General features: G+C 62.4%; 14 protein-coding genes and 1 pseudogene. 11 read left to right on the top strand and 4 right to left on the bottom strand.

Features of this window, described 5'->3' with window-relative positions; genetic code table 11:
• Window positions 1-54: 54 nt before the first annotated feature.
• The 4 genes and pseudogenes from tnpC to tnpA (ABIC09_RS37470) all read right to left on the bottom strand — a co-directional run.
• Window positions 55-1,551, bottom strand: a complete 1,497-nt coding sequence (gene tnpC / locus ABIC09_RS23050; RefSeq protein ID WP_354110655.1) for an IS66 family transposase — start codon at window positions 1,549-1,551, stop codon at window positions 55-57.
• Window positions 1,552-1,620: 69 nt separating this feature from the next.
• On the bottom strand, window positions 1,621-1,971 hold the full coding sequence (gene tnpB, locus ABIC09_RS23045) for an IS66 family insertion sequence element accessory protein TnpB (protein ID WP_502917698.1): 351 nt from the start codon (window positions 1,969-1,971) through the stop codon (window positions 1,621-1,623).
• The gene (gene tnpA / locus ABIC09_RS23040; RefSeq protein WP_354110653.1) at window positions 1,971-2,672 is read right to left on the bottom strand and encodes an IS66-like element accessory protein TnpA; all 702 of its coding nucleotides are present in this window, start codon (window positions 2,670-2,672) and stop codon (window positions 1,971-1,973) included. Before tnpA (ABIC09_RS23040) ends, tnpB begins: the two co-directional genes overlap by 1 nt.
• 39 nt (window positions 2,673-2,711) lie before the next feature.
• Window positions 2,712-2,867 (bottom strand): annotated as a pseudogene (gene tnpA, locus ABIC09_RS37470) (IS66 family insertion sequence element accessory protein TnpA); the annotation flags it as partial.
• Between the two features lie 268 nt (window positions 2,868-3,135).
• Here tnpA (ABIC09_RS37470) and ABIC09_RS23035 point away from each other — a divergent pair.
• The 11 genes from ABIC09_RS23035 (at window position 3,136) to trbL (ending at window position 15,351) form a co-directional block, all read left to right on the top strand.
• The gene (locus tag ABIC09_RS23035) at window positions 3,136-4,899 is read left to right on the top strand and encodes a relaxase/mobilization nuclease domain-containing protein (protein ID WP_354110652.1); all 1,764 of its coding nucleotides are present in this window, start codon (window positions 3,136-3,138) and stop codon (window positions 4,897-4,899) included.
• 37 nt (window positions 4,900-4,936) lie between these two features.
• Entirely contained in the window at window positions 4,937-6,925 is a 1,989-nt protein-coding gene (locus ABIC09_RS23030; protein ID WP_354110651.1) for a conjugal transfer protein TraG, read from the top strand.
• 6 nt (window positions 6,926-6,931) lie between these two features.
• On the top strand, window positions 6,932-7,357 hold the full coding sequence (locus ABIC09_RS23025) for a CopG family transcriptional regulator (protein WP_354110650.1): 426 nt from the start codon (window positions 6,932-6,934) through the stop codon (window positions 7,355-7,357).
• Window positions 7,358-7,492: 135 nt separating this feature from the next.
• Window positions 7,493-8,827, top strand: a complete 1,335-nt coding sequence (locus ABIC09_RS23020) for an MFS transporter (RefSeq protein ID WP_354110649.1) — start codon at window positions 7,493-7,495, stop codon at window positions 8,825-8,827.
• A gap of 257 nt (window positions 8,828-9,084) precedes the next feature.
• The gene (trbB, locus tag ABIC09_RS23015; protein WP_354110710.1) at window positions 9,085-9,999 is read left to right on the top strand and encodes a P-type conjugative transfer ATPase TrbB; all 915 of its coding nucleotides are present in this window, start codon (window positions 9,085-9,087) and stop codon (window positions 9,997-9,999) included.
• Window positions 10,000-10,045: 46 nt separating this feature from the next.
• Entirely contained in the window at window positions 10,046-10,327 is a 282-nt protein-coding gene (locus ABIC09_RS23010) for a TrbC/VirB2 family type IV secretion system protein (protein ID WP_354110709.1), read from the top strand.
• Window positions 10,327-10,590 (top strand): VirB3 family type IV secretion system protein, encoded by a 264-nt coding sequence (locus ABIC09_RS23005; protein WP_354110648.1) that lies wholly within the window; start codon window positions 10,327-10,329, stop codon window positions 10,588-10,590. The genes ABIC09_RS23010 and ABIC09_RS23005 overlap by 1 nt, the downstream gene beginning before the upstream one ends.
• A gap of 9 nt (window positions 10,591-10,599) precedes the next feature.
• The gene (trbE, locus tag ABIC09_RS23000) at window positions 10,600-13,041 is read left to right on the top strand and encodes a conjugal transfer protein TrbE (protein ID WP_354110647.1); all 2,442 of its coding nucleotides are present in this window, start codon (window positions 10,600-10,602) and stop codon (window positions 13,039-13,041) included.
• Window positions 13,038-13,769: a P-type conjugative transfer protein TrbJ gene (trbJ, locus tag ABIC09_RS22995; protein WP_354110646.1), complete on the top strand. Its 732-nt coding sequence runs from the start codon at window positions 13,038-13,040 to the stop codon at window positions 13,767-13,769. Before trbE ends, trbJ begins: the two co-directional genes overlap by 4 nt.
• Window positions 13,769-14,125, top strand: coding sequence for a putative entry exclusion protein TrbK-alt (gene trbK-alt / locus ABIC09_RS22990; protein ID WP_354110645.1), 357 nt, complete (start codon window positions 13,769-13,771; stop codon window positions 14,123-14,125). Before trbJ ends, trbK-alt begins: the two co-directional genes overlap by 1 nt.
• On the top strand, window positions 14,122-15,351 hold the full coding sequence (gene trbL / locus ABIC09_RS22985; protein WP_354110644.1) for a P-type conjugative transfer protein TrbL: 1,230 nt from the start codon (window positions 14,122-14,124) through the stop codon (window positions 15,349-15,351). Before trbK-alt ends, trbL begins: the two co-directional genes overlap by 4 nt.
• Window positions 15,352-15,409: the final 58 nt, after the last annotated feature.

The raw sequence follows: 15,409 nt of genomic DNA, 5'->3' as shown, positions 1-15,409 counted from the left end.
GTCCGGCCGGTGCACGTGAGGTCAGGTCTTGACATGATCGACTGGTTTCCAGCTCTAGGGCAGCAGTTCGTCGAGGCGGTTGACGGGGTGTCCGTCGACCATTCGCTGCAGCACGTCACGCAGGTAGGCGTAGGGTTCGACGCCATTGAGCTTGCACGTCGTGATCAGCGAGCAGGCGATTGCCCAACGATGGCCGCCGCCATCGCTACCGGCGAACAGATGGTTTTTCCTGCCAAGAGCAACGGGCCGGATCGCGCGTTCAACCGGGTTGGTGTCGAGCTCAATGCGGCCATCATGAAGGAAGCGCGTCAGTCCATGCCAGCGCGAGAGCATATAGCGGGTTGCTTCAGCAAGGGTGCTGCGGCCGGAGACGAGCGGAAGCTGCAACTCGAGCCATGCATGCAGAGCCTCAACAATCGGCTTCGAGAACGATCTGCGCTCAGCAAGCCGGTGAGCGGACGATTGTCCGCGAACACGCGCTTCGATCGCGTAGAGTTCGCCGATCCGACGCAAAGCTTCTGTTGCCACAGGCGAACCGGTGGCCTCGGCAACCTCATAAAATTTGCGCCGCGAGTGGCTCCAGCAGGCAGCGAGAACAACGCCGTCTTTGTCGCCGAGCTGCTCAAAGCCGGCGTAGCCGTCGACGTGCAGGATGCCTTTGAAGTTCGCCAGATGTGTGGCTGGGCGCACGGCCTTGCGATCCGGTTCGAACAGATAGACTGCAGCCGGAGGCTCAGGTCCAGCCCACGGCCGCTGCTCACGGGCGTAGACCCAGAGCCGTCCAGTTTTGGTACGACCTCGACCGGGATCGAGCACCGGGACCGGCGTGTCATCTGCAAACAGATGGTCGGAGGCGAACACGTTTTTGCACAGCCGTCCGTGCAATGCTTCGAGCCACCAGCAGGCGCCGCCGACCCAGCTCGCGAGTGTCGAGCGGGAGAGATCGACGTCGTGGCGAGCAAAGATCTGCGACTGCCGATAGAGCGGAGTGTGATCGCAATATTTACTGATCAGTACGTGCGCGAGCAGCGCCGGTGTTGCCAGGCCACCGGCTATCACTCGTTCTGGCGCGGCCACCTGCATCACCTTGTTGCAGGATCGGCAAGCGTATTTAGGACGGGTGGTTCGGATGACACGGAGCTGAGCTGGCACCCAGTCCAACATCTCACTGACGCTCTCGCCGACCAGGTGAAGAGCGCTTCCACAGCAGCTGCAAACGTCGCCTTGGACGTCGAGCAGAACGTCTTCACGCGGCAGGTGGTCTGGCAAAGCTCTGCGTCGCGGCTGTGTTGCCGCGGCCTCCGAGGAGCCAGTTGGGTGCTCTTCCTCGATGCGCGCAATGTCGCCGTCGACATCTTCCAATCCCAGCGCCAGCTGGTCGGGATCGATGCGCTCGGAGCGGCGTCCGAACTGCATTCGTTGCAGCTGTTTGATGATCGATTTGAGGCGCTCGATCTCACTGTCGCGGTGGTCGATGGTGGTGGCGATGTCGCGCACCAGACACCGCAAAAGCTCTGGATCGGCAGGCAGATTGTTGAGATCGAACCGCATGTCCGATGGTACTCGAACACGCTGATTCGAAGAAGAATCACAACTCAGTTCAGCACTTGTTTTTGCGGATCAGCCTGCAAATGCAGGCTTCCAAACACGCTCTGGAGCGCGCCAGTCGATGCCTTCGATCAGCATCGCGAGTTGAGCTGGTGTGAGTGTGATCGAACCGTCATAACCGGCCATCACCGGCCACACGAAGCCACCCTGGTCGATGCGTTTGGTGAACAGGCAAAGCCCGTTGCCGTCCCAGAACAGGACCTTCAGCACCGATGCCTTTTTGCCTCGGAAGGCAAAGAGATGACCGGAGAACGGGTCCTTCTTCAGCACGTCCTGAACCAGCATCGCGAGCCCGTCCATGCCTTTCCGCATGTCAGTGTAACCGAGCGCCAGGTGCACTTTCACGCCCGCTGGAACCAACATCATGGCGTCATTTCTCCGCTTTCGATCTGTGCTCGCAAGGCATCCGGATCGATTCCGGCCGGAGCGAAGATGCGACTTCCATCGGCGAGGCCAACGACCATCATGCCCTCCGGCGGACGCACGAGATCGTGCAGAACATGCGCTGCCGGAGCGTCGTCGGGGATCACCACTCGGGCGAGCCTCGAGCGTTTCTTTTGCGCGATGCCAAATTGCGAACGCCAGCGGAACAGCAGCCCGGTGACGATCCCGTGCTTGCGCGCAACGGCAGAGACTTTGGCGCCCGGCTGCTCGGTTTCCTTCGCGATCGCGAGCTTCTCCTCATCGCTGAAGAAGCGCCGAACGGGCGCTCGAGGCGCCGTCGGATCGCCGATTTCCGCGGCTGTCAAGCGACGTTCGGAGGCCGAGTTCCTAGCACTAGTGCTAACGCCCGGGCGAGCGGAGGGATGAAGATGCGCGCGCCAGTCGATTGCGAACTCGCCGGCGTCCAGTCGGTCACGCCATTTGCGCAACGAATGCGGCGACAGCTGCATTGCGGCGGCGTAGGCGCGCAGGCCCATTCCGCTCCAATTCATCGCCTCCACATGCATTGCCCAGAACGCCTGAGAGGCCCGATTGCGGACGTCCGCGGTGACCATGAACCTGCGCTGCTTCTGCTTTCGCAGCGCCTTTTCGCGTTTGTCCCGGCAGCGCTCGCGGCGCAATTCCGTCTGATATTTCTCGAGCTTAAGCGCAGTCTCGTCGCCGGCGAGCCGTTTCAGCCAGCGCCGAAACGTGTTCTCGGTGAGGCGTTGCTGAAGGCAATATTTACGGATTCCGAGATCGCTTCGGCGCCATGCCTCGATGTGCAGCGACCACCATTCACGTCGCGCTTTGTTCTGGAAGTGTTTCGGTCCCACCGGAGAATCTCCACAGCAGCAGAGAACCCGAAATGGAACGACATCGCACGAGGAGGAAGATGTGCAGAAACCGGACGCTTACGCAGGATGGCAGGATGGCAGGATGGCGAGATAAAAGGGGCTCGCCGGTCGAACCGCAAGCCATTGGCATGGCTTGGGTTCTGGCGTGCCAGTCGGTCGGGGCGCGTGCCGCGCCTTGGATTCTAAACAATGATATCAAGGATGCTTTCGGCACTGTACGCGCCTTCACTCGTTTGGAGGTCCGGTTGTGACCGCGGGCGACAGCGATCTGCGTATTCGGCCCGGGCGCATCCGCAACACCCGCGCGCCGAAGCCCAAGAGCTTCATCAACCAGGTGCTGCGCGCCGCGAAAAAAGCCGGGCACACCTCGAGTCTCTCTGCGGTTGGTAGGCGCTCTGCGGTGTACGGGCGCTCGACGTTTGGCCGCGGTAGACTCGGTTTTAGCCGCGCCAGATTGTTCAGCCCGACACGGCGCGTTGTGGTGAAGGCGCGCGTGGTTCGGCACAAAGGGCGAGCCTTCCGTTCAGCCCCCCTGACCGCCCACCTTTCATATCTGAAGCGCGACGGCGTGACTCGAACCGGCGAGGGAGCCGAGATGTTCGATGCCGGCAACGACCGTGCCGATAGCGCGGCCTTTGCAGAACGGTGCAAGGACGACCGGCATCATTTCAGGTTCATCGTCTCGCCGGAAGACGCCGACGACATGACGGATCTGAAGGCCTTTACCCGCGACGTCGCCAGGCAGATGGAGACCGATCTCGGTACGCGGCTTGATTGGGTGGCCGTCGATCACTGGAACACGGACAACCCTCACGTCCATCTTCTCGTTCGGGGCGTCGATAAGGATGGGGCCGATCTGGTGATCTCCCGCGATTACATCAGCCGGGGCCTGCGCTCACGCGCCGAGGAACTGGTCGCCATCGAACTGGGTCCAAAGCCGGAGCACGAGATCCGCAGTTCGCTGGAGAGGGAGGTTACCGCAGAACGATGGACCCGACTCGATCGCGAGATCCGGCTGGCGGCAGATGACACCGGCTACATCGATCTTCGCCCCGAGAATCCCGGCAAGTCTGATCCCGAGATCCGGCGCCTGATGGTCGGCCGCCTTCAACATCTGGAGAAGATGGGCCTTGCCGCATCCGCCGCACCGGGGGAATGGATGGTCGGGCTCGAGGCCGAGCGCAGCCTGCGTGACCTCGGGATGCGCGGCGACATCATCAACACCATGCACCGTGCCTTTAGCGAGCGCGGGGAAGCGCGCGGCGTTGCCGACTTCGTCATCGAAGGTGGGCAGCCGTCGTCCCAGATCATCGGACGGCTGGTCGATCGTGGATTGCACGATGAACTGACGGGTGAGGCTTACGCCCTGATCGACGGGACTGACGGGCGCGCGCACCACGTCCGCTTTGGAGGGATCGAGGCCTTCGAACATGCACCGCCGATCGGCGGAATCGTCGAAGTGCGACGCTTCGGTCAAGCCGGCGATCCGCGGCCGACCATTGTGCTGGCAACCCGTTCCGATCTCGATCTCGGTGCGCAGGTAACGGCTAAAGGAGCGACGTGGCTCGACCACAGGCTCGTCGAACGCGACCCCATGCCGTTCGCCATGGGCGGATTCGGCCGCGAGACCCGCGATGCCATGGAAGCCCGTACTGAGCATCTGGTTCAGGAAGGTCTGGCGCGGCGGCAGGGCCAACGCATCATCTTGCAGCGCGACCTTCTGGACACCTTGCGCCGACGTGAACTGGACGAGGTGGCCACAAAAGTCTCCGCCGACACCGGCCTGCCTCACGTGAAGGCGGCCCTTGGGGAGCATGTGGCAGGTACGTATTGCCAGCGCCTGACGCTCTCCTCGGGGCGCTTCGCTATGATCGATAACGGGCTGGGCTTCCAGCTCGTGCCCTGGTCGCGCGAGCTCGAGAAGAGGCTCGGCCAGCACGTCACCGGCGTCGTGAAAGACGGCGGCGGAATCGAATGGGGCTTTGGCCGCAAGCGCGACCTCGGCCTCTAGCATTCTCTCCAATGCAGTTGCGCAAAGGACTTTCGAGATGTCTGGAACCAAGGTTCTCTGGGGACAGGTAATTGTTGTCGGCCTGATCGTTTTGCTGGCCATCTGGGGCGCGACCGAGTGGACGGCCTGGCGGCTCGCGTGGCAGCCCGAACTCGGGCGACCCTGGTTCGAACTGGCTGGCTTCAAGATCTACTACCCGCCGGTCTTCTTCTGGTGGTGGTTCGTCTACGACGCCTATGCGCCTCAGGTCTTTGTCGAGGGTGCCTTCATCGCGGCATCGGGGACGTTTATCTCGATCGCGGCCGCGATCGGCATGTCGGTCTGGCGGGCGCGCGAGGCCAAAAATGTCGAGACCTATGGTTCGGCGCGCTGGGCTGATGAGGAAGAGGTCCGAGCGGCGGGACTTCTCGGTCCGGATGGTGTGGTGCTGGGCAAGCTCGACCGCGACTACCTCCGCCACGACGGACCGGAGCACGTATTGTGTTTTGCGCCCACCCGGTCCGGCAAGGGTGTCGGTCTTGTCGTCCCGTCCCTGCTGGCTTGGCCGGGCTCGGCCATCGTTCACGACATCAAGGGCGAGAACTGGCAACTGACCGCCGGCTTCCGCGCGCGGCATGGCCGCGTCCTTCTCTTCGATCCGACCAATCCAAAGTCGTCAGCCTACAATCCGCTTCTTGAGGTCCGTCGTGGGGAATGGGAGGTTCGCGACGTTCAGAACGTCGCCGATGTCCTGGTCGACCCCGAAGGCTCCCTCGATAAGCGGAATCATTGGGAGAAGACTAGTCATTCGCTCCTGGTCGGCGCCATCCTCCATGTCCTCTATGCCGAGGCCGACAAGACCCTGGCCGGTGTCGCCGCCTTTCTGTCCGACCCGAAGCGGCCGATCGAGGCGACCCTGAAGGCGATGATGACCAGCGCGCATCTTGGCGAGCAGGGTGCTCATCCCGTGGTCGCCTCGACCGCCCGCGAACTCCTCAACAAATCCGAGAACGAACGCTCCGGCGTCCTGTCCACCGCGATGTCGTTCCTCGGGCTGTACCGCGATCCCGTGGTGGCCAAGGTGACCTGCCGGTGCGACTGGCGGATCGCCGATCTGATCGCGGATAGCCACCCCACGACGCTGTACCTGGTGGTGCCCCCCTCGGATATCTCACGAACCAAACCACTGATCCGCCTGGTGCTGAATCAGATCGGTCGACGCCTGACCGAGGACCTGCACGCCCGCGACCGCCGGCATCGAGTCCTGATGATGCTCGACGAGTTCCCGGCACTTGGGCGGCTTGATTTCTTCGAATCCGCGCTCGCCTTCATGGCCGGCTACGGCATCAAGAGCTTTTTGATCGCGCAATCGCTCAATCAGATCGAAAAAGCCTATGGGCCTAACAATGCGATCCTCGATAACTGCCACGTCCGGATCAGCTTTGCGACCAATGACGAGCGGACGGCAAAGCGTGTGTCCGATGCGCTCGGTACGGCGACCGAGATGAGGGCCATGAAGAACTATGCCGGGCACAGATTGAATCCCTGGCTGGGCCACCTCATGGTCTCACGGCAGGAGACGGCGAGGCCGCTGCTGACCCCAGGCGAGGTCATGCAGCTTCCGCCGATGGACGAGATCGTCATGGTGGCAGGGACGGCGCCGATCCGGGCGAAGAAGGTGCGCTACTACGAGGATCGGCGATTCACCGAGCGAGTGCTGCCGCCGCCCGATCCTGCGGCCGCCAGCCGGTCATCGCGAACGGACGGATGGTCATCGCCCGGAGTGCTCAAGCCGATGGGAAGCCCAACTGACCAACTTGCGGACGCCGACGAAGACACAGCTAACAGTGGCCTCCGTCGCGAGCCCGAACTCCCCGATCACGTCGCGATTGCCAAGGAGACGACCGAGCCGACGCCGGCAGAGGAATTTGCTGCCGTTCTTGACGATGACGAGGACGCGGTCCGCCAGTCCCGGCTCATACGCCAACAGATGCGCGGCGTCGCCCGCCAAGTCGCGCTGGACCCGAATGACGGCATGGAGCTCTGAGGCAATATGCGCGACCGGATGAACGTGTATTTTCCGCCAGAGCTTCTGAAACAGGTCTCGGACCTCGCCGATCGCAAGAAGCTTTCCCGGTCTGCGATCGTGGAAGCGGCTGTTGTTTCATTTTTATCGCCCGACGGAGAGGACAGGCGGGAAGCCGCATTTGCCCGTCGCCTGGACCGGCTATCGCGTCAGATGCAGCGGCTGGAGCGTGACGTCGGCCTGACGGCCGAGACCCTGGCCCTGTTCATCCGCTTCTGGCTTACGATCACGCCGCCTTTGCCCAACGAAGCCCAGGCGGCGGCCCAACTGAAGGGTCGGGAGCGTTTCGAAGGATTTGTCGAAGCGCTGGGACGACGGCTGCAGAAGGGGCAGAGCTTTCTGCGGGACATTCCAGAGGATATCGTTCGTCAGGAGACCGACAGCCAAACCTGATAGAACCGCGTAGGTCAGGGATTTTGCCGATCTTTCTTTTTCCACGCCAGCCCACGATCGCAGCAATTTTGCCAACCCGACAAGAAGCTGGACGCGCTATCGGCTCGCATGAGTTGAGGAGCGAAAAGGGCCAGCATGCAAAATCCGGGGGCGTGGCGTCTCATCGGGCGCGCTTTTCTCCCATTTGCCGCTGGATACTATCTTTCGTATCTCTTCCGAACGATCAACGCTCTGATCTCCAGTCATCTCGTCGCGGAGATCGGGCTCGGCACTGCCGATCTTGGGCTCCTCACGTCCGTCTACTTCCTGGTGTTCGCGGCGGCCCAGATCCCCGTCGGTATTTTGCTGGATCGCTTTGGCCCTCGCCGGGTTCAGAGTTGCCTGCTTTTGGTTGCCGCCGCAGGCTCCCTCCTATTCGCGATGTCCACGGGGCTGCCATCGCTCCTGATATCGCGAGCAATGATCGGGCTTGGGGTGGCGGCGGCATTGACGGCTGGATTGAAGTCCATCGTTCTCTGGTTTCCGAGCGAACGCGTGGCCTTGCTGAACGGCTACATGATAATGCTGGGTTCGCTCGGAGCGGTGACCGCGACAGCTCCCGCCGAACATTTGATCGCCTGGATGGGCTGGCGACCGCTCTTTGAGATCCTGGCGGCGGCAACCGGCGTCACGGCCGTGCTCATCTACATCGTGGTTCCTGAACGAGCCATCATCCCGCCAGCAGGATCAATGCCTGGCAGACTGAGCTTCGTTTTTGGCGATCGGCGTTTCTGGCGAATTGCCCCGTTGTCAGCCACCTGCGTGGGATCGGCCTGGTCTCTGCAAGGATTGTGGGCGGCGCCGTGGCTGACCGACGTCGAGGGATTTGATCGAACGAGACTTGTCGGGCAGCTATTCACGATGTCGCTCGTCCTTTGCGGCGGCGCCTGGATATTCGGGACATTGGTCCATTGCATCAGGCGAAGAGGGGGTGGGGTAGAGATCATCGTGGCCGTGATCGCAGGCCTGTTCATCGCCGCCGAGCTATCCTTTATCCTTCGCGTGCCCTTGCCGTCCATCTTGCCGTGGTCGGTGGTCGCAATTGTTGGAACTGCGACTGTGGTCAGCTTTGCGGTCATAGCTGATTACTTTCCGCCAGAACTCACCGGTCGTGCCAACGGTGCGTTAAATGTGCTGCACTTCGGTTGGGCATTTGTTTCTCAGTTCGGGACCGGCTTCATCTTGCAGCAATGGGCACTCGTGGATGGCCACAGGACCATCCTGGCCTATCAGGTCGCATTCGCTGTCAATGTCGCGGTGCAGATCACCGCCTTCGTCTGGTTCGCTCTACCATGGCTTGGATCCTTCGGACGGCGGATGCGTTCAATTCCGCTCTTCTTGCCTGCTTGCTTGTCCGACAAGGCCGAAACGTTCATGCCGTACGAACAATTTCTCGTGGTCATGCCAGCGGATACCGATTCGGAGTGGTGAGCCACGTCCGCAGCAAGCTTGCCGACGAATAGCATCAGCATTCAGCAGCGCTCCGGTTCGCTTCGCGGTGCGAAGAAGAGCTTTCGGTCTTTCTTTTTGTACGCCAATCTACGCTTACCGTAAGCGCTTGTTGCGCCAAATCCATTGGTGCTTTTTCTAATCAACCCACCTGAGAACGCTCCAGACGCTCTCATTCGGTGGGGACGGCAGTGGCAATCCATTCCATTCAATCGGAAGCGAATTCGCGCGGCGCGCGAATGCTGCGGAGCGCACTTGGCGCGGCGATCGCAGGCTACCTGGAAGACGACGCAATCGTCGAGGTCATGCTCAATCCCGATGGGCGGCTTTGGATTGACCGACTGTCGAGTGGCTTGGCCGACACTGGCGAAACCCTGTCCGCAGCTGATGGCGAGCGCATCGTTCGTCTGGTGGCTCACCATGTGGGCGCGGAGGTGCATGCCAGCTCACCACGCGTGTCGGCCGAACTTCCGGGAACCGGCGAGCGTTTCGAGGGCCTGTTGCCTCCGGTCGTTGTTGCCCCTGCTTTCGCCATCCGCAAGCCCGCGGTCGCTGTGTTCACGCTCGACGACTACGTTACCGCCGGGACCATGACCAACAGGCAAGCGAAGGCCCTGAGGAGTGCGGTCGCCGATCGCAAGAACATCTTGGTGGCCGGTGGCACTTCGACCGGCAAGACGACACTGGCCAATGCTCTTCTGGCCGAGGTAGCGAAGACCGCTGATCGCGTCGTCCTGATCGAAGATACGCGCGAACTTCAATGCAACGCGCCCAATCTTGTAGCGTTACGGACCAAGGACGGCGTAGCCACGTTGTCTGACCTCGTTCGGTCCTCACTTCGCCTGCGTCCTGACCGGATTCCAATCGGCGAGGTCCGCGGTGCGGAAGCGTTGGACCTGCTCAAGGCCTGGGGCACCGGTCACCCCGGTGGCATCGGCACCATTCATTCGGGTAGTGCGCTCGGCGCGCTGCGGCGGCTCGAGCAACTCATCCAGGAAGCGGTCGTCACGGTTCCCCGTGCCCTGATCGCCGAGACCATCAACCTCGTCGCCGTGCTCGCAGGTCGCGGAGCTGACCGTCGCCTTGCAGAACTCGCTCTCGTGACGGGGCTCGGGACCGCCGGCGACTACAGCCTTTCACCAGCAGGAGACTGACATGCGTCCACGATTCCGTATTCTTCGAGAAGCTGCTTTGCTGGCGATGGCCAGCCAGGTTGTGCTGACGACAGCGCCCGCATGGGCGGCCGGCTCGAACATGCCGTGGGAGCAGCCGCTCAATCAGATCCTGCAGTCGGTCGAGGGGCCCGTCGCCAAGATCATCGCGGTCATCATCATCGTTGTGACCGGGCTGACATTGGCATTTGGGGACTCGTCGGGTGGCTTCCGCAGGCTGATCCAGATCGTGTTCGGTCTGTCGATCGCGTTCGCCGCCTCGAGCTTCTTCCTGTCGTTCTTCTCCTTCGGCGGCGGCGTGGTGATCTGATGAATGAGGCGGTCGCAGGCTTTGTCGTGCCCGTTCACCGGGCTCTGACCGAGCCGATCCTGATGGGCGGTGCGCCGCGGTCGGTCGCGATCGTCAACGGCACGCTTGCCGCGGCCCTTGGACTTGGACTGCGGCTGTGGATCGCGGGTCTGGTCCTCTGGTTCATCGGCCACATGGCCGCCGTCTGGGCCGCCAGGCGCGATCCCGCCTTCGTCGATGTGGTGCGCCGGCATCTGCGCATTCCCGGTCATCTCAACCTCTGAGCGCTCGTGATGATGAATCTCGCCGAATATCGCCGCTCCAATGCCCGTCTCGCCGACTTCCTGCCCTGGGCAGCCCTGGTCGACGAGGGGATCATCCTCAACAAGGATGGCTCTTTCCAGCGGACAGCGAAGTTCCGGGGGCCCGACCTCGATAGCGCGGTGCCAGCTGAACTTGTCGCGGTCGCCGGTCGTCTGAACAACGCACTTCGCCGCCTGGGATCTGGCTGGGCCGTGTTCGTCGAGGCGCAGCGCCATTTTGCCGGCAGCTATCCTCCGAGCACCTTTCCGGATGTCGCATCCGCGCTGGTCGACGCCGAGCGCAGGGCCCAGTTTGAGGAGGCTGGCGCGCACTATGAGTCCAGCTTTTTCCTGACCTTCCTCTATCTGCCACCGGAGGAGGGCGCAGCCAAGGCAGAGCGACTGCTCTATGAGGGGCGCGATCGGACAGTTGGAGCCGATGCCCGCGAGGTGCTTCGCGGCTTTGCTGATCAAACCAGCCGCGTGCTCGGGCTTCTTGAAGGCTTCATGCCCGAATGCGCCTGGCTCGATGATCAGGCCACGCTGACGTACCTGCACTCGACGATCTCGACCAAACGCCATCGCGTTCGCGTGCCCGAAATTCCCATGTACATCGATGCGCTGTTGAACGACCAGCCGCTGACCGGCGGTCTCGAGCCGATGTTGGGCTCGGCCAATTTGCGAGTTCTCACGATCGTCGGCTTCCCGGGAGCAACGACGCCTGGAATTCTGGATGACCTCAATCGCCTGCCATTCTCGTACCGCTGGTCGACCCGGGCGCTCATGCTCGACAAGACCGATGCCACCAAGCTTTTGACCAAGATCCGCCGCCAGTGGTTCGCCAAGCGAAAATCGATAGGCGCCATTCTCAAGGAGGTCATGACCAACGAGGCATCGACGTTGCTCGACACCGATGCTCACAACAAGGCGCTGGACGCCGACGCCGCCCTGCAGGAACTGGGTTCGGACCAGATCGGGCAAGCTTTCGTCACGGCGACCATCACCGTGTGGGATGCAGATCCCAATGCTGCCGATGAAAAGCTCCGCCTGGTCGAGAAGGTCGTTCAGGGTCGCGATTTCACCTGCATGATCGAGACGGTGAACGCCGTGGAAGCCTGGCTCGGCAGTCTGCCCGGGCACGTCTACGCCAATGTGCGGCAGCCGCCGGTTTCGACCCTCAACCTCGCCCATATGATTCCGATGTCGGCCGTATGGGCGGGTGAGGCGCGGGATCTGCATTTTGGCGGTCCGCCACTGCTGTTCGGCAAGACCGAGGGATCAACCCCGTTCCGGTTTTCGCTTCACGTCGGTGACGTCGGCCATACCTTGGTGGTGGGGCCGACAGGTGCGGGCAAGTCGGTGCTGCTTGCCCTCATGGCAATGCAATTCCGCCGTTACCCGAACTCCCAGGTGTTTGCGTTCGATTTCGGCGGTTCGATCCGGGCGGCCGCACTTGCCATGGGTGGCGACTGGCACGATCTCGGCGGTGCCTTGTCTGACGGAGGCGATCAACCCGTCGCGTTACAGCCGCTGGCCTGGATCGACGACGCTTCCGAGCGCGGATGGGCTACCGAATGGATTGGTGCGATCCTGGCACGCGAAAAGGTCGAGATCACCCCAGAGGTCAAGGACCATCTGTGGTCGGCACTGACGTCTCTCGCTTCCGCGCCGAGGGAGGAGCGCACCCTGACCGGCCTGGCAGTCCTTCTGCAATCGAATGCCCTGAAACGCGCTCTGCAACCCTACTGCCTTGGAGGTCCGTCCGGACGCCTGCTTGATGCTGAATTCGAGCGCCTTGGCGAATCCTCCGTCCAGGCGTTCGAGACCGAAGGGTTGATCGGGACAAGCGCGGCGCCAGCCGTGCTGGCGTACCTGTTTCATCGCATTGGAGATCGGCTCGACGGCCGGCCGACACTCCTCATTGTCGATGAAGGCTGGCTCGCCCTCGACGATGATCATTTTGCCGGCCAGCTTCGCGAGTGGCTGAAGACGCTTCGCAAGAAGAATGCGTCCGTCATCTTCGCAACCCAGTCGCTTTCGGACATCGACGGCTCGGCAATCGCACCAGCGATCATCGAAAGCTGTCCAACACGCTTGTTGCTGCCGAACGAGCGGGCGATCGAACCGCAGATCACGGCCATCTATCGCCGCTTCGGGCTGAATGATCGCCAGATCGAGCTTCTGAGCCGGGCAACGCCCAAGCGGGATTACTACTGCCAGTCGCGTCGCGGCAATCGGATGTTCGAACTTGGACTTGGCGAAGTTGTGCTCGCCTTTTCAGCCGCCTCCTCCAAGACCGACCAGGCAGCTATCGAGCGGCTTCTTGCCGAGCATGGAGCGGATGGCTTCCTGCCTGCCTGGCTCCAGCACCGCGGCGTCGCCTGGGCCACGGACCTAATTCCCAGTCTCGTCAATCTGGAGAAATCGCAATGAGGCGCCTTGGTCTATTCGCCGCCCTCGGCGCGATCGCGCTGACGCTTTGCGTCACGGTACCCGCACAAGCGCAGTGGATCGTCTTCGATCCCAACAATTACGTCCAGAACGTGCTGACCGCCGCGCGCGAGTTACAGCAGATCAGCAATCAGATCACCTCGTTGCAGAACGAGGCGCAAATGCTGATCAACCAGGCCAGGAATCTGGCAAGCCTGCCGTATTCCTCGCTCCAGCAATTGCAATCATCGATCCAGCGAACCCAGCAGTTGCTGGCCCAGGCCCAGAGGATCGCCTACGACGTCCAGCAGATCGACCGCGCGTTCTCGACCAGCTACGCGCAGGCCAGCGGCAGCCAGTCCAGCCAGCTGCTGATCAACAACGCTCAATCGCGGTGGCAGAATTCGGTCGCCGCGTTGCAGGACGCGCTGCGGGTCCAGGCCGGTGTCGTCGGCAACCTCGATACCAATCGCGTCCAGACATCGGCGCTCGTGACGTCGAGCCAGGGCGCCAGCGGCGCCCTGCAGGCGACCCAGGCCGGCAATCAGATCCTCGCACTTCAGGCGCAGCAGCTTGCCGATCTCACCGCCACTGTCGCGGCACAGGGCAGGGCGCAGAGCCTTGAAGCGGCGCAGCGCGCCGCAGCCCAGGACCAAGGGCGCGAACAGCTCCGGCGGTTTCTGACACCGGGGCAGGGCTATCAATCCCAGGACGTGCGGATGTTCCACTGATGACTGATACAGGCCCATTCAAAGCGCTATCGCTGCTTATGTCGGTCGGGGTACTGGTCGTCGCGGGCTGCGCGATCCAGCTTCGTGGCGGGGAAGATATCTCTGCGTCGCCAACGGCAGAGCAGACCAAAGACGTCGATCGTTCCGAGCTTGCGCGCTGCCGCACCGTCTCTTCGGAAGATGCAGCGGACTATCAGCATTGCCAGAAGATCTGGGCTGAAAACCGCCGTCGCTTCTTTGGCAGGCGGGACGGTGCTGCTGCTGCAGAAACGGGCGTGACAGCCGCGCCAAAGGATCAGGGGCGGCTGCCGCAGGGATATCCGTCCGTCGGGGTGCCCGAGGAAGCTAAGCCATGACCGGCACCGGCATCATCGACCAGTTCCTGGAGACATTCACCCGCTACATCGACAACGGCTTCGGGCTTTTGGGTGGCGAGGTCGGGTATCTCGCGACAACGCTGGCCGCCATCGACATCACGCTTGCCGCGCTATTCTGGAGCTGGGGGACGGACGAGGACATCATCGCGCGCCTCGTCAAGAAAACGCTATTCGTTGGCATTTTTGCGTATCTGATCGGTAATTGGAACAATCTCGCACGGATCGTCTTCGAGAGCTTTGCCGGCCTCGGCCTGAGAGCGTCCGGTTCAAGCCTCTCCGCGTCAGACTTCTTGCGGCCAGGAAAGATCGCCCAGGTCGGACTCGACGCCGGAAGGCCGATGCTCGATTCGATCTCAAACCTGATGGGCTACATCAGCTTCTTCGAGAATTTCGTCCAGATCGTCGTTCTCCTGTTCGCGTGGGTCGTGGTGCTGCTCGCCTTCTTCATTTTGGCGATCCAGCTGTTTGTCACCCTGATCGAGTTCAAGCTCACGACGCTGGCCGGCTTCGTGCTCATTCCCTTTGGCTTGTTTGGCAAGACGGCATTCGCCGCGGAGCGGGTCCTCGGCAACGTCATATCGTCCGGGATCAAGGTTTTGGTCCTGGCCGTCATCGTCGGCATAGGCTCAACCCTGTTTTCGCAGTTCACGACGGGCTTTGGCGGCGCGCAGCCAACGATTGAAGATGCGATGACGCTGGTGCTCGCGGCCCTGTCTTTGCTGGGTCTCGGTATCTTCGGTCCCGGAATCGCAAACGGCCTGGTATCGGGTGGACCTCAGCTCGGCGCCGGCGCCGCGATCGGGACGGGCCTTGCCGCCGGCGGCGTCGTTGCGGCAGGTGCCGGCCTTGCCGCCGGTGGCGCTGGTGTCGCTGGTGGTGCGCTCGCAGGCGCGGGGCGCGGTGGAGCTGCCGTCGTGAGTGGCGCATCCGCGGCGTATCGAAGCGGAGGCCTTGCTGGTGTCGCGGAGGCGGGTGGCTCGGCTCTCATGAGCCCGTTACGTCGAGCCGCGGCCGCATTCGCTAGCAGCGGGCAAGCGGGTGAGCGGGCTGCGAGTACCTCCACAGAGGGGCAGCCCGATTGGGCGCGGCGCATGAAGCGGGCCCAGACCATTCGGCACGGCGCGTCGGCGGCCGGCCACGCGGTGCGATCCGGCGATCATGGCGGCAGCGGCTCGTCTGTCGATCTCTCGGATGGAGAGCGCTGACAGGCAGCATCCGGCAATTTGCCGCCCTCCGCAAGCAGCGGCGTCAAGCGGCACACGG

It is taken from the genome of Bradyrhizobium sp. S3.12.5 (genome assembly GCF_040548225.1).
GTDB lineage: Bacteria > Pseudomonadota > Alphaproteobacteria > Rhizobiales > Xanthobacteraceae > Bradyrhizobium > Bradyrhizobium cytisi.
This window is presented reverse-complemented; position numbering and strand designations above follow the sequence as displayed.